Source organism: Roseateles sp. GW821-FHT09H11 (assembly GCF_059415845.1).
In genome coordinates, this window is the sequence record NZ_JBWKOA010000005.1 from 399,301 (window position 1) to 420,474 (window position 21,174).

Annotated in this window: 16 protein-coding genes; 5 read left to right on the plus strand and 11 right to left on the minus strand. The window is 69.3% G+C overall.

Going from position 1 to position 21,174, the window contains the following annotated elements:
• Positions 1-21: 21 nt before the first annotated feature.
• The 3 genes from erpA to rplM form a co-directional block, all read right to left on the minus strand.
• Positions 22-396, minus strand: coding sequence for an iron-sulfur cluster insertion protein ErpA (gene erpA, locus AC07PR_RS18760; RefSeq protein WP_088407855.1), 375 nt, complete (start codon positions 394-396; stop codon positions 22-24).
• 200 nt (positions 397-596) lie between these two features.
• Entirely contained in the window at positions 597-989 is a 393-nt protein-coding gene (rpsI, locus tag AC07PR_RS18765; RefSeq protein WP_067065532.1) for a 30S ribosomal protein S9, read from the minus strand.
• Positions 990-998: 9 nt separating this feature from the next.
• Positions 999-1,427, minus strand: a complete 429-nt coding sequence (rplM, locus tag AC07PR_RS18770) for a 50S ribosomal protein L13 (RefSeq protein WP_067065533.1) — start codon at positions 1,425-1,427, stop codon at positions 999-1,001.
• Between the two features lie 269 nt (positions 1,428-1,696).
• Between rplM and AC07PR_RS18775 the strand changes: the two genes are divergently transcribed.
• The 4 genes from AC07PR_RS18775 to AC07PR_RS18790 all read left to right on the plus strand — a co-directional run bounded on the left by AC07PR_RS18775 (position 1,697) and on the right by AC07PR_RS18790 (position 11,969).
• A complete protein-coding gene (locus AC07PR_RS18775; protein ID WP_495136163.1) occupies positions 1,697-2,449 on the plus strand; it encodes a GNAT family N-acetyltransferase in 753 nt (250 codons plus the stop codon).
• 207 nt (positions 2,450-2,656) lie between these two features.
• Complete coding sequence (locus AC07PR_RS18780; RefSeq protein ID WP_495136164.1) at positions 2,657-3,589, plus strand: DUF2726 domain-containing protein; 933 nt, start codon at positions 2,657-2,659, stop codon at positions 3,587-3,589.
• Positions 3,590-3,669: 80 nt separating this feature from the next.
• On the plus strand, positions 3,670-4,674 hold the full coding sequence (locus tag AC07PR_RS18785) for a serine/threonine protein kinase (RefSeq protein ID WP_495136165.1): 1,005 nt from the start codon (positions 3,670-3,672) through the stop codon (positions 4,672-4,674).
• Between the two features lie 173 nt (positions 4,675-4,847).
• A complete protein-coding gene (locus tag AC07PR_RS18790) occupies positions 4,848-11,969 on the plus strand; it encodes a C80 family cysteine peptidase (RefSeq protein ID WP_495136166.1) in 7,122 nt (2,373 codons plus the stop codon).
• A gap of 59 nt (positions 11,970-12,028) precedes the next feature.
• Here the strand turns inward: AC07PR_RS18790 and htpG are convergent, their stop codons facing one another.
• Positions 12,029-13,921, minus strand: a complete 1,893-nt coding sequence (gene htpG, locus AC07PR_RS18795; RefSeq protein ID WP_377160023.1) for a molecular chaperone HtpG — start codon at positions 13,919-13,921, stop codon at positions 12,029-12,031.
• A 147-nt stretch (positions 13,922-14,068) separates the two neighbouring features.
• Here htpG and AC07PR_RS18800 point away from each other — a divergent pair, with 147 nt between their 5' ends.
• A complete protein-coding gene (locus AC07PR_RS18800) occupies positions 14,069-14,689 on the plus strand; it encodes a trimeric intracellular cation channel family protein (RefSeq protein WP_377160021.1) in 621 nt (206 codons plus the stop codon).
• Between the two features lie 124 nt (positions 14,690-14,813).
• On the opposite strand, the gene ylqF is transcribed toward AC07PR_RS18800, so the two are convergent.
• The 7 genes from ylqF to AC07PR_RS18835 all read right to left on the minus strand — a co-directional run bounded on the left by ylqF (position 14,814) and on the right by AC07PR_RS18835 (position 21,047).
• Positions 14,814-15,830, minus strand: coding sequence for a ribosome biogenesis GTPase YlqF (gene ylqF, locus AC07PR_RS18805; protein WP_495136167.1), 1,017 nt, complete (start codon positions 15,828-15,830; stop codon positions 14,814-14,816).
• A 136-nt stretch (positions 15,831-15,966) separates the two neighbouring features.
• Positions 15,967-16,350 carry a copper-binding protein gene (locus AC07PR_RS18810; protein ID WP_495136168.1) on the minus strand — a complete coding sequence of 128 codons (384 nt, stop codon included), beginning with the start codon at positions 16,348-16,350 and terminating at the stop codon, positions 15,967-15,969.
• 43 nt (positions 16,351-16,393) lie between these two features.
• Positions 16,394-17,806 carry a multicopper oxidase family protein gene (locus tag AC07PR_RS18815; protein WP_495136169.1) on the minus strand — a complete coding sequence of 471 codons (1,413 nt, stop codon included), beginning with the start codon at positions 17,804-17,806 and terminating at the stop codon, positions 16,394-16,396.
• 26 nt (positions 17,807-17,832) lie between these two features.
• Positions 17,833-19,287, minus strand: coding sequence for a TolC family protein (locus AC07PR_RS18820; protein WP_495136170.1), 1,455 nt, complete (start codon positions 19,285-19,287; stop codon positions 17,833-17,835).
• Positions 19,288-19,297: 10 nt separating this feature from the next.
• Entirely contained in the window at positions 19,298-19,567 is a 270-nt protein-coding gene (locus AC07PR_RS18825) for a hypothetical protein (RefSeq protein ID WP_495136171.1), read from the minus strand.
• Between the two features lie 98 nt (positions 19,568-19,665).
• Complete coding sequence (locus tag AC07PR_RS18830; protein WP_377160009.1) at positions 19,666-20,148, minus strand: hypothetical protein; 483 nt, start codon at positions 20,146-20,148, stop codon at positions 19,666-19,668.
• Between the two features lie 446 nt (positions 20,149-20,594).
• The gene (locus tag AC07PR_RS18835; protein WP_495136172.1) at positions 20,595-21,047 is read right to left on the minus strand and encodes a hypothetical protein; all 453 of its coding nucleotides are present in this window, start codon (positions 21,045-21,047) and stop codon (positions 20,595-20,597) included.
• Between the last annotated feature and the right edge of the window lie 127 nt (positions 21,048-21,174).

The window sequence follows — 21,174 nt, forward strand, 5'->3', positions numbered from 1 at the left end:
CGAGTCCGGAGCGTGCTCCGATCAGACCGAGAAGCTCGAACCGCAACCGCAGGTCGTCTGCGCGTTCGGGTTCTTGATCACGAACTGGGCGCCCTGCAGGTCTTCCTTGTAGTCGATCTCGGCGCCCACCAGGTACTGCAGGCTCATCGCGTCGATCAGCAGCGTCACGCCGTTCTTGGCCATCTGCGTGTCGTCGTCGTTCACGGCCTCGTCGAAGGTGAAGCCGTACTGGAAGCCGGAGCAACCGCCACCTTGCACGAACACGCGCAGCTTCAGTTCCGGATTGCCTTCTTCGAGCACCAGCTCGCGCACCTTCTCAGCCGCGCTGTCGGTGAAGACCAGCGGTGCCGGCATGCCGCCCAGATCGGTGGATGTGGTTTCGAGGACTGCGCTCATCGTGGATCCTGTTGTGTCGGAGGAATGGCGGGATTATCTCAAAGCCCCCGCACATGCAACAGACGTTTGGAGATAAGCCCCTTCAGCAGGATATGCACCCTGCCGGACAAAAAACAAGGCCGCTGAAGCAGCGGCCTTGTTCTTGAGCTTTCGCCGCCGGCAACATCCCAACCCGGATGCCACCAGCGGACGGAAGTCGATCAGCGCTTGCTGAACTGCTTCCGGCGACGGGCGCCGTGCAGACCGACCTTCTTACGCTCGACTTCACGCGCATCACGCGTGACGAAGCCGGCGCGGCTCAGTTCGGGCTTCAGGGCCGCGTCATAGTCGATCAGCGCGCGGGTGATACCCAGGCGGACCGCGCCGGCCTGGCCGGACTCGCCGCCGCCGTGCACGTTGACCTTGATGTCGAACGCTTCACCATTGTTCGTCAACAGCAGAGGCTGGCGCGAAATCATGATGGACGTCTGACGGCCGAAGTACTGCTCGATCGAGCGGCCATTCACCGTGATTTGGCCAGTGCCCTTCTTGATGAAGACACGTGCCACAGACGACTTGCGACGGCCGGTACCGTAGTTCCAGTTTCCGATCATCTCCGCTCCTTAGATTTCCAGCGCCTTGGGCTGCTGGGCGGTGTGCGGATGCGTGTCGCCCGCATACACCTTCAGCTTCTTGATCATCGCGTAGCCGAGCGGGCCCTTGGGCAGCATGCCCTTGACGGCCTTTTCCAGGGCACGGCCCGGATGCTTGGCTTGCATGTCCTTGAACTTGGTGGCGTAGATGCCGCCCGGGAAACCCGAGTGACGGTAGTACACCTTGTCCGTGGCCTTGTTGCCGGTGACGCGCAGCTTCTCGGCGTTGATGATGACGATGAAGTCACCGGTATCGACGTGAGGCGTGTAGATGGCCTTGTGCTTGCCGCGCAAACGGAGTGCCACTTCGCTGGCAACACGTCCGAGCACCTTGTCGGTGGCGTCAATCACAAACCACTCGTGCGTCACTTCGGCCGGCTTGGCGCTGAAGGTCTTCATGAGATTCTTTCAAAAGGCGAAACTTCGGGCGATCTGCCCCCGTACGCTCGGTGCACGCTTTTGCTTGCGGCCTCTCACGGACGTTCCCCCGCTGCCTTGGAAACGGGAAAGCCGACGAGTCTAGCAGAACCCGTTCGAAAGCCCAAATCCTGACCGCCGAAGCGGCCCCATCCGCCCTGCCCACCGCCCTTCCGACCCGATTTGTGACGCGTCCGGGGAGGCGCCGGGACCGTTCCCCGCTAGCATCCCTCCCCATCGCCGAGCCCGCCATGCCCACCCCGCCCGATCCCCGCCCGAACACGCCCCGGCCGAAGGCGCCGGAGGCCGCGCCGTCCTCCCGCTGGAGCCCGCGCTCGATGCTGGCGCGCTGGACCGGCTGGGTGCCGATCCGCTCGCTGGGCAAGCGCCACCGCAAGCGCATCCTGCAGCACCTGCTGGCGCTCGGCGAGCGCGACCGCTACCTGCGCTTCGGTTATCCGGCGCGCGACGAGCAGATCGGGAAGTACGTCGCCGGCCTGGATCTGGTGCGCGACGAGGTGCTGGGCATTTTCAACCGCCGCCTGCAGCTGATCGCCGTGGCCCACCTGGCCTACGCGCCGGCGCCGCAGATCAAGGGCCGTCCGGCGATGGCGGAATTCGGCGTCTCGGTCGCCACATCCGCCCGTGGCAAGGGCTTCGGCGGCCGGCTGTTCGAACGTGCCTCGCTGCACGCGCGCAACCGCGGCATCGACACGCTCTTCATCCACGCGCTCAGCGAGAACGCCCCGATGCTGAAGATCGCCCGCAACGCCGGCGCGACGGTCGAGCGCGATGGCGGCGAATCCGAAGCCTGGCTGCGCCTGCCGCCGGACTCGGTGTCCTCGCACGTGGACGAGGCCCTCGAGCGTCACATGGCCGAATGGGACTTCCAGTTCAAGCGCCACATGCGCACCGTCGGCGACTTCCTGGACGGCGTGGCGGAAGTGAAGTCCCGCATCCGCAAGGTGCGCGACCGTTCCGACGACCCGGATTCCAAACGCTGACAAACCGCTGATCGCACAGGTACCGGTTTCATTCCCTCCCGGCCCACCCGATTCCAGGGGGTTCCGGGGCGATTGCGGATGCAATTTGTAACGCCTTTCCGCTACATTCCCGCGATCCGCCCGGTACGGTGTCTCTGATCCGCTGCTCCCGTGCGTCCGCCGGCGTCCTCGCGCGCCATCCGTCCGGTCCGTCCAGCTCATTGGGATATGCAGAACCTGCTTCCGTGGATCATCGCGGGGCTGTCGGCGCTGGCAGTCCTGGGGCTGGCCGCCGCACTGCTGCTGCGGCGCCCGCGTCGCGAGCGCAAGCCGCTGCCCACGGAGTGGTCGCTCAACGCCCGTCCCGTCTTCAGCGCCGACGAACGCCGCGTCTTCCGCCTGCTGCGCGAGGCGCTGCCGCACCACGTCGTCATGTGCAAGCTGCCGATGGTGCGCTTCTGCCAGCCGACCGAAGCCCGCGACGTGCGCTACTGGTATGAGCTGCTGGGCGGCATCAGCGTGAACTTCGCGATCTGCAGCCCCAATGGTCGCGTGCTCGCCGCGATCGACATCGAGACGGACCGACCGGGCTCCGCGCGCAACCTGCAGATCAAGCAGGCGGTCCTGGCCGCGTGCCGCATCCGCTACCTGCGCACCTCGGTGGACAACCTGCCGAGCGCCACCGAATTGCAACTGCTTGTGCCTTACAGCAACCAGGGCAGCCGGGCCGGCATGGCGGCGATGCCTCGCACAGGCGCCACGCACCTGCCCAGCGCCCCGCCGGTCGCCCCGCGCCGCCCGGCCCCGGCGGCCGCGCCGGCGACATCGCGCAACACGCTGTGGAACGATTCGCCGGTGTTCAGCGATTCCTTCTTCGCGCCGGACAGCCGCTACGACGCCTTCAGCGGCGAATCGATGCAGGCGCCGCTGCCGTCCGCGGAGCCGCGTGCCCGCGGCTATCGACCGCGCGCCGGCGCCCAGGACGCCCCGGGCTTCCGGGATTCCCAGCTCCGCGATCCCCAGCTCCGGGACCCGCATGGGCGCGATGCGCAGTTCCGCGACTCCCAGTACGGTCGCGACTTCCCGACCTTGCCCGGCGAACTGCCGGACCCCGACATCGGCGGCGTGGTCGTCGACTCGCCCCGCTACGGGCGGCGCTAAGCTACGCCCCTGCCCGCTCTTCGAGGACACGACGGCGCTTCGGCGCCGTTTTTGTTGCCCTCGCCGCTCCGATGACTGACATGACGGCCGGTTTCGGCCTCCTGACCCCCGAACTGATGCTCGACGCGCTCGAGCACGCGGGCCTGCGCCCCGACGGCCGACTGCTGCAGCTGAACTCCTACGAGAACCGCGTGCTGATGGCGCATCTGGAGGACGGGTCGGCGGTGGTGGCGAAGTTCTACCGGCCCGGCCGTTGGAGCGACGCGCAGATCCTGGAGGAACACGCGTTCGCGCGCGCATTGGCCGACGCCGAAGTGCCCGTCGTCCCGCCGCTGCTGCTGACGACCGACGACACGTCGGGCACGCTCGGCCACTTCCATGGCCAGCGTTTCGCGGTGACGCCGCGGCAGGGCGGTCGCGCGCCGGAGCTCGAGGATCCGGAAGTGCTGCGCTGGATCGGCCGCCTGCTGGCGCGACTGCATGAGGTCGGCCAGCGCGAGCCCTTCCAGCATCGCCTCGCATGGAACAGCGCCGCGCCCGCGCGCGAGGCGCGCGACTGGCTGCGCGCGAACGACACGCTGGCCCCCGAGGTGGCGGCCAACTGGCACGACGCCGCGGCCCGATGCATCGATGCCATCGACGCTGCCTTCGATGCGCTGCCGGATCGCCGCGCGCTGCGCCTGCACGGCGATTGCCATCCGGGCAACATCCTCTGGACGCCGGATCGGGGACCGCACTTCGTGGACCTCGACGACGCCGCGCAGGGCCCCGCGGTGCAGGACCTGTGGATGCTGCTGTCCGGCGAGCCCGACGCGGCGCGGCGGCAGCTCGATGCCTTGCTGGACGGCTACGAGAGCGTGCGTGAATTCGACTGGCGTGAGCTGAGGCTGGTCGAGGCGCTGCGCACGCAACGGATGATCCATCACAGCGCCTGGCTGGCGCGACGCTGGGACGACCCGGCCTTCCCGGCGGCGTTCCCCTGGTTCGGCACGCCCAACTATTGGAGCGACCAGGTCGTGAAGCTGCGGGAGCAGCTCGATGTCATGCAGGTGGAAACGCGCCGTCACGACGCCTGGCCCGGATGACGCCAGGAAGCGCGGCGACGCGCTCCGGACGCAACGGCCCTCTCCAGCGGCCCCCTCACCGATTCGAGGCAGGGAGGGCGATCAAGGTCCAGCGCTGAGGTCCCCGATTTCCTGGCCGGGGCCACTCGGCGCGGACGACTGAGACGACGTTCCATTGCTCAGGAGCGTTCGCCATGCCGTCCTCGCTGCATCTGCAGATCCCGCTGCCCCGGCTGTCGTCGACCCCGACGCCGGCGCGGTCGACGCCCGCCCGGACCGGGCCGGGAATCTCCCTTGAACAAGTGTTGCTCACCCCGCTCGGACATCCGGCCGTCCACGCCGAGGAGGGGCGTCTGCATGTCATCCTGTCGACCGTCGGGCACGCCGTGCGCGGCGGCGCGGCGGACGCCGCCCCCTTGCTGGCCGACCGGCGCGACGCGCTGCGGGACGAGGTGCTCGCCCACCTGATCGGACGACTGCGCGATGCCCGCATCGAGCCCGCGGAACGGCAGTTCCTGCAGACCTTGTCGGAACGGCTGGTGAGTGCGGTACTGGATGGCGCCTACGCGGGATTGCTGGGCAACGGAGGCCCGCGCGACACGCTCGCCAAGGCCATCCTCGAACCGCAGGACCTGCGGGTCGCCTCGATGCTCCGGACCTGGACCATCGGCGACGTCGGCACGCAGAACCTGGGGGGAGCCTCGTCCCCGCTCCTTCGCCAGAAGATCCCCGTGCATCGCGCCAGCGGGCTTCTGGCGGAGGGATTGCTGGTGGTGAACAGCCTGGTCCGGCAATCGGTCGGCGACTCACTGCCGGACGCCCTGGCGGACCGCATCGCCGCAGCACGACTGACGGCCGCCGCCCTCTATTCGGGGAGCGCCCGCGTGCCGTTCCTGCTGGACCTGGATCATCTGGCGAAGGTGGTCGGGATACGCGACACCCTGGCGCGAGGCCATGTCGGCACGCTGCGGAAACTCTGGCGCCCGCTGCGGACCTTGTCCAACCTGGACATGATGGGCCCGCTGCATTTCCTGTCCAGCACGCCGGACGGTTCAGTGCCCTGGGCCCGCGTCAGGCCCGGCCTGTACATCACCCATCAGGAGTCCGCGCTGCTGAAGCTGCTGGTCCCCGAGACGATGCCCAGCGACCCGGACCTTCTCGGCGACCCGCCGGTCCCGCTCCTGCCGGCTTCCGACCGCGTGCCGTTGCCGCTGTTCCACACGCTCGCGCCCGACCTGGAGCAGAGACTGGACCGGCAGGCCGGGCGCGTGACGTTCACCGGCATCGAAGGTCCCGGGGCGCCGACATTCCAGCTCCATCTGCCGGCGCTCGCCCTGTCGGCAGGGCCGGCGGCGATCCGCACGCAGAACCTGGATCTGGAGCTCGGGGACGCGTTCTGCGTCGCGCTGTTCGGAGATTCGCTGCCCTTCCGCCATGAGCGCATGCCTCCCGAAGCCACCCTGACCGCGGACGAGTTCCGCGTGGGGAACATTCCCGTGGTCAAGCGCGGTGACGGCGGGCGTTGGGAATTCCAGGCCCACGGCACCGCCGTGGTCCGCCACATCTTCGGCGAGCCCGCCTTCCACGGTGCGCGCGTTCCCGACCTGTCGGCCTGGAGCGCCACGACCGGCACCTACACGTCGCGCCTGCCCGCCGACACCTTGCCGGACGCCCGCAGCCCGATGCTGCGCGTGTTCGTGCAGATGGAGGACGACGCCGCGATCCATGCCGCCGGGGCGACGCTCAGCCGCATCCATCCGAACGAACTCGTCTGGGTGCAACTCCATCCGGACGGCAGCTACAAGGTGGTGCGGGGTCAGTCGTTGCTGGCGAACGCCATGCCGGATGCGCGCGTGAAGCTGATCGTGAACGGTCACGGGCACACCTCCTGGATCACGAAGGAGCGGCTGCTCAGCGGCCGCTCTGCGACGGACCTGGCCGTGGCGCTGAAAGGGCTCATGACGAGGCTCGAGACGCCGGACCGTCCGCTTCCGAAGATCTCCAGCGTCGATCTGCTCAGTTGCTCGCTGGAGACGCCCGCCACGCTTCGCAGCTTCGGCCGCGAGTTCACGAGCGAAGCCGTGACCCAGGCGCTGGGGCGGCCGGGCATGGAAACGACGGTCTACACCGACACCGTGCTCCTGGACTACGGCCACCGGCGCCTTCGCAAGGGCACGCGGCCCCACCCCCAGGCACCTGCCGTGCGCCGCGCCGCGGGAAAGACCTGGGTGTACTGGTCCGATCCGGACACGGGCAGCCTCCGCGTCCGCGACAAGTACCCCGATGGCGGCGTGGGGGAGCCGGCGCGCGCCGCCTGCTGCGTCGTCCTGGACGGCGCCGCGGACGACCGCGCGACCGAGCGGTTCCACGCGTTCGCGCGCGCCAGGATCGGGGAGAGTTTCCAGATCCGCCGGCGGTTCAAGGAGGTGGTGGATCAGCATCGCCCCGCGGGCATGGTGCTGCTCCCCCGGATCGACGACCTGGCCGAGGGTCCTCTGACCCTGACCTACCTCGACCTGTCGACGGACGCCACGGTGAGTCGCACCGTCACCGCACCCGCCGATCGTCAGGCGCTGCGCGCCGGCATCGCCATGATCCATGACGGGCTGTCCCAGCTCGAGACGCGCGACAACGACGTGACATCCGCCGGCCGCGGCCTGGACCTGCTCAACGTCGGCATGCTGGCCCTGTCGCTGAAGGACTTGTCCACGAACTCGCCCGAGGGCTTGCGCTATCAGGGCGCGCTCTGGTACCTGGGCGTCGCCCAGCAAGGTCTGCAGGCGGGCGCCGATGTCGCGGCGATGGTCGCCGATGTCCGCGCGGCCATGAGCCAGTCCCAGCTGCTTCCGATGGACGGCCTGGTGCGTACGAGCAATCAGTTGTCCAGGGCGCTGTCGACACTGGGCGGCGCGGCGCAGGCCGGCGTCCTGATGGCCGACCTGAACGAACTGGTCCAGGCGCTGAATCTCGGCACCAGCACCGACGTCTCGCGCGCCACGGTCAAGCTGGTCATCGATTCCGAGGGCTTGCTGCTGGCGGGGGCCGCCGCGGTCGCGGATCTGCTGGGCGCCTCGCTGCTTGCCGCCGCGGCCGATTGCGCCCTGGTGCCGATCACGGGACTGGGTTACGGGATCGTGGAACTCAACCGGGCCGTCACCGGCGCGATCGCGCGCGTCGATCGCAACCTCCGGCCGCTGCGCCAGATCAATCGGGGATACATCGAACCGCTGCGGCGCGTGCGGGCCGGCCCGACGCATGGCGCCGAGGTGCTGCTGGCCAACGGCTGGGCGCCGATGAAACGCATCGATTTCCGCAAGGGCGAAGTGGTGTTCGCCGACGCATCGATGGGCGCGTCGGCGCTGCAGGCCAGCCAGCTGTACTGGCAGGCCGGCAGCCGGCGACTGCACGACTGGTGGGTGGCCGACGGCTCGGACCGGCAGGCCACCTATGCGCGCGACGGGCTGGACATGGACCTCTGGACGCTGATGCGCACCGCGGACCGGGCCACCGTTCCGCGCGTGCCGCTTCCCCGGCCGCTGCGCGATCCAGGCCTGGTGCTGGTGCTCATGACGTCGCCCAATGTCCGGATCCACCACGACGGGTATTCCTCCTCCCGGGCCGGCGGCGATTTCTCGCTGTTGCACGACGACCTGATCGAACGGATGCAGGTGAACAGCGATGCCCGATTCGTCGGCGACTACGTGACCTCGAGCAGCTTCGCCAAATCGGCGGATCTGTGGCGCTACGAGTACTTGAGCACCCTGCTGGAGGTCGTCCTCGACGACCAGAACCGCGTGCTGGCGCTCCCCGCCGCCTCGGAGGCCGAGGGCAACCGGTTCGTCTTCGACGACCAGAATGCCCGCACCCTCCTGCCGCTCGACCAGTCGCTGGTCCATCTCCGGCTGCTGGGCGGCGGCGGCCGCTACACGCTGGCGCTGCCGCCGGACGGCACCGTGCGCAACCCGGTCATCATCTTGCCCGCCACCCAGGGACGCGACGTCTGGACCTTCATGCGCAAGGGCGGGCTGGCCCGAGGCGGCCAGCCCGTCGACTTCATCGACGGGGACCAGAAGGGCGTCCGCATCGGCGGCCAGGAGCTGCGCTTCGAAGCCTTGAACGATGCGGTCATCCAACTCGCGGACCCCCTGGTACCCGACGTGCGGGTTCTGCTGGACCTCGACAACCGGCGGGCCTCGCTGATGCTGGCATTGCCCACGTGGTCCGCCACCCTGCGTCCCGAGACGGCGCTGAGGAGGGCACTGATCGCGTTGGCACCACCGGCGGAGCTCCGTCCCGATTCGCTGTTCCTGCCCCTCGCTCAGGAACACATCCACCGGCAGATCCACCTGTCCAGTTCGCTGGAAGACGGCGAGGCGCTCTCAGGGCTGATGGACCCGGTCTCCGGCGCGGCCGCGCTCCACAGCAAGCGGCATCTGATGCTCTTCAGACCGGGCGCCACGATCGGCACCGGCGCGTGGGCCCGCTATGACCTGCGCGGCGGGGAGGTCAGCCTCGACCCCGAAGGACGTCCCATGGTCCGCTACGACGGCGGACATTTCCTGCAGCCGATCACCTACACCTTCCGGCAGGAATCCGGAGAGTTCGCCCGCGAGCCCGTGATGCTCACCGACGCCGGCGAAGAAGCGTTGATGCGATGGCTTCGGGGGAATCCTCGATGGACGCCGCAACGCCTGACCACGTTCCTGAACGAGCAGCTCGCGACAGGCACGGAACTCGCCGGCCCCGACGGCGGTCCCCCGCAGCCCCTGGAGGCGATCGAATTCTCCGACCGCCTGTCGGCCACCCTCCGCCCGTCCGGCGGTGCCAGTTTCCTGGCGCTCTGGGGCCGGGTGGACGCGCTGGAGCAGTCGGCGGCCGGCGCGCCGACGGTGAGTCTGGCCGCCGATCCCACGCTGGCCGGCGCGCTGTCGCTGGCCGGCGTCGGCGTCGGCGCCCTGCGCAATCCCGGCGTCCAGGCGCTGTCCTCCGATGACATCGCGCTGACGAAACAGTGGCTCATCCTCCACCAGGCGCAGGCCTACCTGGCCGCGGGCACGGCACCCGCGGATCTGCTGCCGGCGCTGCCGCGACTGACCGCGCCGCAGCGCCTCCACCTCCAGGGGCTGGTGAACCGCCTCCAGCACCTGCTCGACCAGCATCTGGCCGCCAGGGACCACGGGTCGGCGTGGATCAGGCTGGGGGCGACGCCGCCCGAATCCTCGGAACTGGTCCATCTGTTGCGCGATGCCGGCGTGGACATCCGGATCGACGTGTACTCCCTGGCGGCCGACTCGCGCAGCACCGACCGGGACGGCCCGCACGACTACTACGACGTCCTGCCGCCCACCCTGCGGCTGTTCATGCAGGACCTGACCGATCAGTTGACGCGCGACGACCGGTCCACCCATGTGCTCGCGTCCACGGGCGTCGAAGGGCTGGTCGACAGCCCCCTTCAGCAGGCGCTCACCGCCTGGGCCGCGGAGCCCGGCACCTTGCGCGCCGAGGGCCGCATGGGTGGACTGCCCCAGACGCTGCTGGACCGGGTCCGGCGCGCCGGCCTGACCGTGCGAGACCCGTCGCCGGGACTGAGCGGCCCGGACGATGCCGCCGCCGAGCACTTCGCCGGTTCGACGCTGGGTCGCATCGCACGCGACGCGGACGGCTGGGAGATCGAGTCGGCGACCTTCAGGCTCTGGCAGGCCCAGGCGGGGGTCCAAGGTCTGCCGCTGGACGCCTGGTACGCACGTCACGCGGAACCGCGGAGTCCGGTCGAGTCCTGCCTGCGCGAATCGGCGGCCACCGCCCTGCGCGATCGGCTGATCCGCGTGCGCGACGAAATGGACCGCGCGAAGTTGTCGCACGCGCCGCTGGCCAACGACGCGCTGCTGGGCCGTCAGTTGCTGGCGGCCCTCCAGCGGCTGGTGCCGGGCCCCGAGATCATCAAGGACATCGGAACGACAGGGGGGCGTCCGGGCGACGTATTCCGGATCGACGGCGGCGACGGCGACGCCCGCTACGCGCTGATGCTGCGTCCCGATCCCGCCTTCCACCAACTCCCGCCCGTTTCCGCGACGTCGAGGGACAACCTCTACTGGGCCGACATCGGGAGCGCCAGGGAGTTGGGCACGGACCTGCGCCTGCGCGTGGACCCGGACCCCGCGCGACCTCAGACCTTCTCCCGCGGGCTGATCGAATGGTGGATGCGACAGCTGTCTCCCGCCTGGTCGCCCGACGGCTACTCCGGTTTCCAGCTCGACGACACGGGCTTCGAAGCGACGACCCAGGGACGCACGCACTTCGGCTTCACGGAAGGTCGCCGCCTCTACATCCGCCTGGATGACGGCGACACCACGCCGTTCCACTTGAAGGACGACGCCGACTTCCGTGCTTTCAAGGCGCAATTCCTCGCGGGTCGGGCGGCGCCGGCGCTGGTGCTCATCCAGGGCAACGGACGCCCCATCGACCTGGATGGCGCCACCGCGCTGGGAGCAGCGGAAATCGTGATCCTGGAGGAGATCGACGGCGCACCGCGCCGCATCGACCTGGACGACCTCGGGCTCGATGACGACGAGGCCTTCTACGAAGGCAGCGATCTCCTGATCCACCGGCCGGACAGCGGCCAATTGATCCGGATCCGCAATGCACTCACGGTCCTGTCGGACGATCCCGTCGATGACGACTGGCGGCCCGACCCGTCCACCCGGATCACCGGTCAAGGCGAGGCGCGCTGCCTGGCATGGCCGTCGGTGTCGCGCACGCTGGCGCGGCCCTTGCTGACGGTGCGCAGCGGCCAACTGGAAACGACCCGGGACGACGCCGACCTGCTGATCAGCGACGGGGCGCTCTGGGACCGTGTCCGTCTGCCAGACATCCTGGCATCCGATGCCGCCGTGGCCGCCGTCGGCGCCGACGAGGAACCCGTCGCGCTGTTGCGGCATCCGATCGCTCCCGATGCGTGGCGCATGGCGGCACTGCCGGCATCGCTCGCCACGCTCATGGCCGATGCATCGCAGAGCTCGCCACAGAGATGGTCGCTGGCGAGTGATCTAGGGGCTGCCGACGGAGAGTCGCTGCTGCAGCGTGCCCTTGACGTTGCCGACGGGGCAGGACGGCCTCAGGGCCGGGACATCCCGCTTGGAGGCACGGCGGCCGCCGTGGCGCCTGCCCATTGGCGGCTGAAAGCTGCGCAGTTCATCGACGCGATGGCGGGCGGCGAGGGGCCGCCCGGCGTCCCCCCGAGCCTGGCGCTGACCTGGCAGTCATCGCCGTGCCGCTCAACGGCCGCGATCCACGCCACGGCCGCATCGATACCCTGACGCCGCGGATCGACCCCACGAGGATCGGGGGCCGCCGCGACGATCAGGCGGCCGGCGGCTCAGCCCAGCAGCAAGGCGTTGACGCGCTTCACGTAGGCGGCCGGATCCTCCAGCACGCCGCCTTCGGCCAGCAAGGCCTGATCGAACAGCACCTGCGCCAGATCGCCGAAGCGGGCGTCGTCGCCCTCGATCGCGCCCAGCTTCTTCACCAGCGCGTGGTCGGGGTTGATCTCCAGCGTCGGCTGCGACACCGGCGCGGTCTGGCCGGCCTGCTTCAGCATGCGGGCCAGGTGGCCGCTGATGTCGTGTTCCTCGACCACGATGCAGGCCGGCGAATCCACCAGCCGCGTCGTCACGCGGACGTCCTTGGCGCGGCCTTCCAGCGCGGTCTTCAGACGGTCCAGCACCGGCTTGAACTGCTCGGCGGCTTCCTCGGCCTTCTTCTTCTCTTCCTCGTCCTGGAGCTGGCCGAGGTCGACGGCGCCCTTGGCGACCGACTGCAGCGCCTTGCCCTCGAACTCATGCAGGTGCGACAGCATCCACTCGTCGACGCGCTCGGTCAGCAGCAGCACCTCGATGCCCTTCTTGCGGAAGATCTCGAGCTGCGGGCTGTTCTTCGCGGCGCCCAGGCTGTCGGCCGTGATGTAGAAGATCGCCTCCTGGCCTTCCTTCATCCGCGACACGTAGTCGGCGAACGACACGTTCTCGTCCGCATGCGTCGACGCGAAGCGCAGCAGCTTGACCAGGCGTTCCTGGTTGGCGTGGTCCTCGCCGACGCCCTCCTTCAGCACCTGGCCGAAGTCGGTCCAGAAGCGCGCGTACTTGTCGCGCTCGCCGGCGTCCTCGCTGTTGGCCAGCGACTCCAGCATGGACAGCACGCGCTTGGTCGAGCCTTCGCGGATCGCCTTCACGTCGCGGCTTTCCTGCAGCAGTTCGCGGCTGACGTTCAGCGGCAGGTCGGCCGAGTCGATCACGCCCTTGACGAAGCGCAGGTAGACCGGCATCAGCGCCTCGGCGTCGTCCATGATGAACACGCGCTTGACGTACAGCTTCACGCCGCCGCGCTTGTCGCGGTTCCACAAGTCGAAGGGCGCCTTGGCCGGGATGTAGAGCAGCTGCGTGTACTCGCTGCGGCCCTCGACGCGGTTGTGCGTGAAGGCCAGCGGCGCTTCGGTGTCGTAGCTGATCTGCTGGTAGAACGCGTCGTACTCGGCCTGCGTGATGTCGCTCTTGGCGCGCGTCCACAGCGCGGAGGCCTTGTTCACCGGCTCCCACTCGTCCTTCAGCACCTGGGTCGCGTTGTCGGCGTCCCACTCTTCCTTGCGCATCAGGATGGGCAGCGAGATGTGGTCCGAGTACTTCGAGATCGTCGACTTCAGGCGCCAGGTCTTGAGGAACTCCTCCTCGCCTTCGCGCAGATGCAGGATGACGTCGGTGCCCCGGCCGGGCTTGGTGATGGTCTCGACCTCGAAGTCGCCGGTGCCTTCGGAGGACCAGCGCACGCCCTGCTCGGCCGGCAGGCCGGCGCGACGCGATTCGACCGTGATGCGATCGGCGACGATGAAACCGGAATAGAAGCCGACGCCGAACTGGCCGATCAGGTTCGCGTCCTTCTTCTGGTCGCCTTCGAGCTTGGCCATGAACTCGCGGGTGCCGCTCTTGGCGATCGTGCCGAGGTGGGCGATGGCCTCTTCCGCGGACAGGCCGATGCCGGTGTCGCTGATGGTGACGGTGCGGGCCTCGGTGTCGAAGGACACGCGGACTTCGAGGTTCGGCTGGTCCTCGAACAGTTGCGGATGGTCCAGCGCCTCGAAGCGCAGCTTGTCGCAGGCGTCGGAGGCGTTGCTGACCAGCTCGCGCAGGAAGATTTCCTTGTTCGAGTAGAGCGAGTGCGTCACCAGATGCAGGATCTGCTTGACTTCGGCCTGGAAGGAATGGGTTTGCTTGTCCATCGTTCGTGAGAGCGGTGATGCCAAAGGGATGCCAACGGGGTGCGACAGGGCAAGCCCCGATGGGGCCAGGATTATCGCGGCGACAGATGGGCCCGGCCCGGTCCGATTTCAAGGGGGGACGGCACGCGCCTCTACACTCCGCGCCCTATGCCGATGATCTACTGGTTCGACTTGTTGGGCGTGGCGGTGTTTGCCGTCAGTGGCGCGCTGGCCGCGATGCAGGCGGGGCTGGACCTGTTCGGGCTGCTGGTGATCGCCGCGATGACGGCGGTGGGCGGCGGCACGCTGCGGGACCTGCTGCTGAACCGGCATCCGGTATTCTGGATGAAGGACACGCGTTACCTGCTGGTGATCATCGCCAGTGCCCTGGCGGCGCTGATCGTGGGGCCGTTCCCGGAGCATGCGATCGGGATCCTGAAGATCGCCGACGCGCTGGGGCTGGCGCTGTTCGCGCTGTGCGGCACCGAGATCGCCGAGGAGCACGGCTTGAAGCCGATGCCTGCGCTGCTGATGGGCACGCTGACGGCGTGCGGCGGCGGCGTGCTGAGGGACCTGCTCAGCGGGCAGGCGCCGCTGCTGCTGCGCAAGGACATCTACGCGACGGCCGCGATCGGCGGCATCGCGCTGTATTTCCTGCTGAAGGCGATGGGCGTGCCGATGCGCTGGGCTTTCGTCACCGGCATGGTGGGTGTTGCGGCGTTGCGCCTGGCGGCGCTGTACTTCGGCTGGCAACTGCCTGCGCTGCAGATGCTGCAAGTGCATCCCTGACAAGCGCACCGGTCATCCTTTCCGGACGGCGGAAGCCGGGTGCCCCTGAGCGATTTAGCGGAGCCTGCGAGCGTATGAGCGAGGGGGCACCCGGCTTCTGCCGTCGTGCTCGGTCCCTCGCGGCTCACTTCTCGCGGTCGAGGTCCTCCTCCTCCTCGTCCTCGTCCTCGTCGTCGTCTTCGAGGTCGTCCGCGGCATGCGCCTGCTGCGCATCCCGCGTGCCGCGCTTGGCTTCGGCGGCGCGGGCTTCCTTCTCGGCGATCCTGGCTGCTTCAGCGGCTTCGGCGGCGACGGTCCACTCCTCGAACTCAACCGGCGTCTCCAGCGTGATGCGCCCGAGCTGCCCCTGACGCAGGTCGTACAGCAGGACCTCGGCGGCCTTCTGCATGTTGATGCGCCCCCCGGAGAGCACCGCGCCGCGCCGCTTGCCGATCAGCTGCAGCACCTCGCCGTCGAGCAGCGAGGCGTCGGGCTCGAGCTGGTAGCGGCTCTTCAGTGATTGCGGGTAGTAACGGCGCAGATAGCCGAGCAGGTCCAGCGCCACCACCTCTTCCTCGAAGGCGTTGCGGCCGATCGCGCCGCTGGCGGCGAGGTTGATGCCCGCTTCTGGCACACGGATCTTGGGCCACAGCATGCCCGGCGTGTCGAACAGGTAGACACCCTTGTCGAGCAGGATCTTCTGCTCGATCTTGGTGATGCCAGGCTCGTCACCGGTGGCCGCGGCGCGTTTGCCGACCAGCGTGTTGATCAGCGTCGACTTGCCGACGTTCGGGATGCCGCAGATCAGCACGCGCAACGGCTTGTCCAGCCCGCCGCGGTGAGGCGCCAGCGCCCGGCACTCGGCCGCCATCATCTTCGCCAGGCCGGGCTGGCCCTGATGGATCGCAACGGCCCGCGTGTCCGGCTGCGCGCGATAGAACGCCAGCCACTCCGCCGTGCGGGCCGGATCGGCCAGATCCTGCTTGTTGAGCAGCTTCAGCGCCGGCCGGCCCTGCGTCAGCTGCGCGAGCAGCGGATTGGCGCTGCTCGCGGGCACGCGGGCATCGAGCATCTCGATGACCACGTCGATCCCGCTTTTCATGCGCTCGCGGATCGCGCCCCGGGTCTTGTGCATGTGCCCGGGAAACCATTGAATCGCCATGGGGGCGATTGTCGGCGATCCGGGAAGCAGCTTTCCACCTGCGTCTTCTCAGCGCTTGGCCGCCAGTGCATGAGGCCTTGACGGCGAGCGTCAAAACCTCAAGCACAGCCGTCCCTGAACCAGCGGCGGCCTGCCCTCAGTTCGAGGCAGTCGCCGGACGCAGCTCGACGATGGTCGGCGCGCCGTCGCGTGACTCGATGCGGACCTCCACCTTGTCGCCGACCTTGATGGCGGACAGCTGCGCCGCGCTGACGACGCCGGACGCCAGCCGGAACGGCATCGTCATGCCCGGCATGTCGAGGTGGCGGATGTCGCCGTGCTTGAGCGTGAGCTTCTGCTGCGCGGCATCGACGCGGCGGACCTCGGCCGGGATCCAGTCCTGCGAAGACGGCGTCGCGGCGTCGGTCGCCTGCGCGTGCTGTTCATGGCCTTCATGCGAATGCTCCTGCGCGCGGACCGGCAAAGCGGCAGCGGACAGGACAACGACGAGGGCGGCGAAAGTGGTGTGAATGCGGTTCATGATGATGACTATCTGAATTCGTGAATGTGGGGGGCGTCGGAGCTCAATGCCCCTGATGTCCGTGTCCATCGGGCTTGCGGACGCGCAACGGTTCCGCGGCGGGAGCGGCGGCAGGCTTCGGAGCGGGAGCGATCGGCGCGCCGGCCGGTGCCGCCACGGGGCGGGCGACCGTGCCCGCCGGAGCCGCGTACCAACCCGGATCGCCGTAGTCGCCGGGCTTCTGGTCCTTGCGCACCTTGATCACGCTGAACATGCCGCCCATCTCGAGCGAGCCGTGAGGACCCTGCCCGGTCATCATCGGCACGGTGTTCTCGGGCAGCGGCATCTCCATCTCGGCCATGTCGGCCATGCCGCGTTCGCCCATCGCCATGTAGTCGGGGATGACCTTGTTGATGCGCGCCGCGAGACCGCGGTGATCCACGCCGATCAGCGTGTCCACCTCATGCCCCATCGCGTTCATCGTGTGATGGCTCTTGTGGCAATGGATCGCCCAGTCGCCGGGCTCGTCGGCGAGGAACTCGACCTGCCGCATCTGCCCCACCGCGACGTCGGTCGTGACCTCCGGCCAGCGCGCCGTCTTCGGCACGGGGCCGCCGTCGGTGCCGGTGACCTCGAACTCGTGCCCGTGCAGATGGATCGGGTGATTGGTCATCGTCAGGTTGCCGACGCGGATCCGCACCCGGTCGCCCTGGCGCACGTTGAGCGTGTCGATGCCGGGGAAGACGCGGCTGTTCCAGGTCCACAGGTTGAAGTCGGTCATCGTCATCGTGCGCGGCGTGTAGCTGCCGGGATCGATGTCGTAGCTCGACAGCAGGAAGCAGAAGTCGCGCTGCACCTCGGCGATCTGCGGATGCCGGCCCTTCGGATGCGTGACCCAGAAGCCCATCATGCCCATGGCCATCTGCGTCATCTCGTCGGCGTGCGGGTGGTACATGAAGGTGCCGGGACGCCGCGCGACGAACTCGTAGACGTAGGTCTCGCCCGGCTTGATCGCCGGCTGGGTCAGGCCCGACACGCCGTCCATGCCGTTGGGCAGCCGCTGGCCGTGCCAGTGCACGCTGGTGTGCTCGGGCAGCTTGTTGGTCACGTAGATGCGGACGCGGTCGCCCTCGACGACCTCGATGGTGGGACCGGGCGACTGGCCGTTGTAGCCCCACAGGTGCGCCGTGCACCCGGGCGCCAGTTCGCGCAGCACCGGCTCGGCAACGAGGTGGAACTCCTTGACGCCGTCGCGCAAGCGCCAGGGCAGCGTCCAGCCGTTGAGCGTGACGACCGGGTTGTAGGGCCGGCCGTTCGGCGGCACCAGCGGCGGGGCCGTCTCGGCGTTGTCGCGCAGGGCGGGCTCGGGCAGCGCCGCCATGGCGACGCGCGAGACCCCGCTCGCGTTCACCGCTCCGGCAGCGCCGAGCGCCGCACCGGCGGCCGCTCGGGCGAAGAGGTTTCTCCGGGAAATCATCGGAAGGTCCTTTCGATGCCGCGCGCTCAGTGCGCGGCGCCGCCAGCGGCTTCAGGCGCGCTGGCGGTCGATGAAGAAGAGGAGGCCGTGGCGGCGCCGTCTCGCAAGGGGCCGAGCAGGCTCTGCGACAGCTCGGATTCCGCGAGCCAGAAGTCGCGCTGCGCGTTCAGCGTCGCGGACACGGCGCGTGCCTGCGCGCGCGCGTCGGCGAGCAGGTCCATCACGCCGACCAGCATGCCGTTGTAGCGGAGCAGGGTCTCGTCGGAGACCTGCCTGGCCAGCGGCAGCACGTCGTCGTGATGGCGCCGCGCGATGCGCCAGGCGGCCTCGGCGCGCGCACGCGCGACGCGCACTTCGGAACGCGCCTCGATCGCGATCTGCGCGGTCCGTTCCAGCGATTGGCCGTAGGCCTCGCGAGCACCGGCGACACGCGCCTGACCCCAGTCGAACAGCGGCAGCTCGACGCTGAGCTCGACGCCGCGTTGCGTCGGCTCCTCGTTGCTGCTGTTGCGTTGCAGGCCGAGTTCGAGCACGTTGACCCGGCCGGTCCGGCGCGTGAGCCCCAGTTGCGCGGCCAGTTGCTCCGACTCGCGCTTCGCCGCCAGGATGTCCAGCCGTTGCGCGACGGCCTGGCGCTCGACGTCGTCCGCGGTCCGGAAATCGGCGGGCACGTCCGGCAGGCGCTCGGGCAGTTTCAGCGCGGCAAGGTCGTCGCCCCAGAGGCCGATCGCGCGGATCAGCGCCTCGCGGTCCCCCTCGGCCTGCAACTGCGCCTGTTCCAGCGCGAGCTGCGCCTCGGCGAGCACGGTGCGCTCGCGGGCGAGTCGCAACGCGCTGACGTTGCCGGCCTGGCGCATCCGCAGCGCGAGCTCGGCGCCTGCCGACGCCGAGTCGAGCACCGTCCGCGCATGCCGCAGTTGCTCCTGCGACGCGACCGCCTGGATCCAGCCGCGGCGTGCCTGGCCGGCGACGTCGAGCAACTGCTGCGCGACGCGGGCCTGCTCGCGTTCGAGTGCCCGGGCGCCGGCGTCCTGGCGGGCACCGCGGCCCAGCAGGCTCAGCAGGTTGAACTGGAGGCCGCGTTCGATCTCGCGTTCGTCACCCCGGACCAGCCGGCCGATGTTGAGCACCGGATTCGGCCAGAGCAGCGTCTGCACGCGCTCCGCTTCCGCCATGCCGAGGCCGTGCAGCCCGGCCTGCAAGCCGCGGTGATTGAGCAGCGCCAGCTGCACCGCGCCCTGCGCGTCGAGCGGCTGCGCGAGCAGCGCCTCGGTGCGCGCGCGCGCGGCTGCGCGTTGATCGTCGGAACGCTGCAGGGGCAGGTCGGCACCGAGCCAGTCGCGGCTCTTCTGCTGGACGGGCGCGACGGCCTGCTCCGGCGACAGCGAGGCGCAGGCCGACAGCGTGAAGGCCATCGCCAGTGCCAACAGCCGCGGCGTGTACCGGCCTTCGGGTCGACCGGAGGTCATCGTGGAGGACATCGGACGCTCCTCAATGGTGATGATGGCCGCCGGCCGGCGCCGAGGCGGCCTGGCTCTCACGCAGCAATGCGCGCCAGCCGCCGGCGTCGAGCACGCGACGGTTGGCCTGGCGCCAGTCGCCGACGCCGGGATCGACGACCGCGGCGCTCGATGCGGCGGCGGGAGGCCTGGGTCGCGGCGGGGCGGCGCCCTGGCGCGCGTCGGCGGGATCGGGCGGCGCGGCCATGGCGGCGCCCAGGCACATCGTCAGCGCGAGTGCGGGAATGAAACGAGAAGACATGGCTTCCTCGCGGATGAACAGGATCGATGCCGATCCGCTGCGAAGGCGCAGACGGATGACGGCTGGGACGGCGCCTCGTCCAGGACGGGCGCCGGCGTTCAGGCGAGGAAGGCTTTGGGAGGCCGCTCAAGCGGCTGGGGAGACTGCTCGGGCGCACCGTGGGCGTCGAGCGAGGGCGCGGCGTCGCGCAGGTCGTGCGCGGCCGGTGTCAGCGGGGCGACCGGCATCGCGGCGCCGATGCAGCACTGCAGGCAGATGCCGCAATGATGATCGGAGGTGGACGCATGATCCGCGCCGTCGTCCTGCCACGCAGCGTGGCCCGTCGCGGTCATGCCGGCGTGGTCCATGCCGGGCATGTCCTGCGACATCCCCGCCATGGCGGACAGGTCGTGACCCATGTCCTCGCAGTCGCTCGGCATCGTCATCACGGCCGCGCCCGCGTTCGACGGCATCAGCGCCATGCCGATGCCCATCGTCGCGGCCAACGCGCCCTGCAACGGCAGGGTCAGGCTCAGCAGCGCGAGCACCAGCCAGCGGCTCCAGAGGAGCCGGCGCGGACCGGGTGCGTTCAGGCGGGACATGGGGCGGAGTGTAGGACAGGTCGAGTGGAGCCGTGTGAACACTGAGGAAGCTCCGCTCATCCAAGAACGTGCCCCATGAACCCTCTTCGTCCCGAATCCACTCATCCTCATCCCGACTTCGGCGACCTGGACAGGTCGGCATCGACCCTGCCGTCGTCGTTCGCGCCGACCGCCTCGTCCTGCCCGGCTGGATCGGAGCCCGGCGTCCGTCCGCTTTCGGCGAGCGACGTCTTTGCTCGATGGGCGGGCACCGCTGCGCCTGCGGAAATCGCCGGCACGGTCAGAACGGATGGACGCGGCCAACTGCGTCACTTGCTGGGTCGGCAACTGCAGGCGGGCGATCCCCGGGCATCGATCGCGGCGCTGGGGCCGATGGCCGAATTGCACTCCGGCACTCGCATTGCATGGCGACGCCTGAATGCGGCGGGCGTGCCGGAATTGCTGGATCAGATTCGCGCCACCGCCGGCGCAAGCTGTCCGCCCATCTCTGCAGCCACCGCCGCCGAGATCTGCCAGCTGGTCGACCGCGTGATGCGAGACGACCTCACTGCGGCCCTGGCGGCCGCACACGCGCGGCCACAACCCGACGCCTTACCGGCACGACGGGTGATGTTGCTGGTGGAAGTGCTCCAGGCCGCCAGGGAGATGCCGCAATCCTGCCTGCCGCGCCCCGCCTCGCCAGATCCGTCGGGCTCCCCTCCGACGTCATCGATCTCGAGCCTGTCGTCGATCGACAGCCTGCAGACGCCTGAGAGCACGCCGGGCACACCCTTCACCTCGGGCCGGTCCTTGCCGTCTCCCGGCGCCGTCTGGCCAACGATCGATGGGATCGATCCCGTGACGTCCCCCGGACCGATCCCCGAGGGACCGCTCAGGACACCCGGCGCGGGATTGAACATCCCCTTCTTCGAACGCCTGCTGAGCGACATCGAGACACCGGATCCTGACGGCGACGACGGGCGTTCGACGTCCGGGCGGGTCGCCGATGAGCACACTTCGTCGAGACCACCGTCACTGGTCGTACGC

What these genes read in the sequence shown, in the direction of transcription:
- erpA (WP_088407855.1), bottom strand. Translation starts at nt 396, where the DNA reads ATGAGCGCAGTCCTCGAAACCACATCCACCGATCTGGGCGGCATGCCG.
- rpsI (WP_067065532.1), bottom strand. Translation starts at nt 989, where the DNA reads ATGATCGGAAACTGGAACTACGGTACCGGCCGTCGCAAGTCGTCTGTG.
- rplM (WP_067065533.1), bottom strand. Translation starts at nt 1,427, where the DNA reads ATGAAGACCTTCAGCGCCAAGCCGGCCGAAGTGACGCACGAGTGGTTT.
- AC07PR_RS18775 (WP_495136163.1), top strand. Translation starts at nt 1,697, where the DNA reads ATGCCCACCCCGCCCGATCCCCGCCCGAACACGCCCCGGCCGAAGGCG.
- AC07PR_RS18780 (WP_495136164.1), top strand. Translation starts at nt 2,657, where the DNA reads ATGCAGAACCTGCTTCCGTGGATCATCGCGGGGCTGTCGGCGCTGGCA.
- AC07PR_RS18785 (WP_495136165.1), top strand. Translation starts at nt 3,670, where the DNA reads ATGACGGCCGGTTTCGGCCTCCTGACCCCCGAACTGATGCTCGACGCG.
- AC07PR_RS18790 (WP_495136166.1), top strand. Translation starts at nt 4,848, where the DNA reads ATGCCGTCCTCGCTGCATCTGCAGATCCCGCTGCCCCGGCTGTCGTCG.
- htpG (WP_377160023.1), bottom strand. Translation starts at nt 13,921, where the DNA reads ATGGACAAGCAAACCCATTCCTTCCAGGCCGAAGTCAAGCAGATCCTG.
- AC07PR_RS18800 (WP_377160021.1), top strand. Translation starts at nt 14,069, where the DNA reads ATGCCGATGATCTACTGGTTCGACTTGTTGGGCGTGGCGGTGTTTGCC.
- ylqF (WP_495136167.1), bottom strand. Translation starts at nt 15,830, where the DNA reads ATGGCGATTCAATGGTTTCCCGGGCACATGCACAAGACCCGGGGCGCG.
- AC07PR_RS18810 (WP_495136168.1), bottom strand. Translation starts at nt 16,350, where the DNA reads ATGAACCGCATTCACACCACTTTCGCCGCCCTCGTCGTTGTCCTGTCC.
- AC07PR_RS18815 (WP_495136169.1), bottom strand. Translation starts at nt 17,806, where the DNA reads ATGATTTCCCGGAGAAACCTCTTCGCCCGAGCGGCCGCCGGTGCGGCG.
- AC07PR_RS18820 (WP_495136170.1), bottom strand. Translation starts at nt 19,287, where the DNA reads ATGTCCTCCACGATGACCTCCGGTCGACCCGAAGGCCGGTACACGCCG.
- AC07PR_RS18825 (WP_495136171.1), bottom strand. Translation starts at nt 19,567, where the DNA reads ATGTCTTCTCGTTTCATTCCCGCACTCGCGCTGACGATGTGCCTGGGC.
- AC07PR_RS18830 (WP_377160009.1), bottom strand. Translation starts at nt 20,148, where the DNA reads ATGTCCCGCCTGAACGCACCCGGTCCGCGCCGGCTCCTCTGGAGCCGC.
- AC07PR_RS18835 (WP_495136172.1), bottom strand. Translation starts at nt 21,047, where the DNA reads ATGTTCAATCCCGCGCCGGGTGTCCTGAGCGGTCCCTCGGGGATCGGT.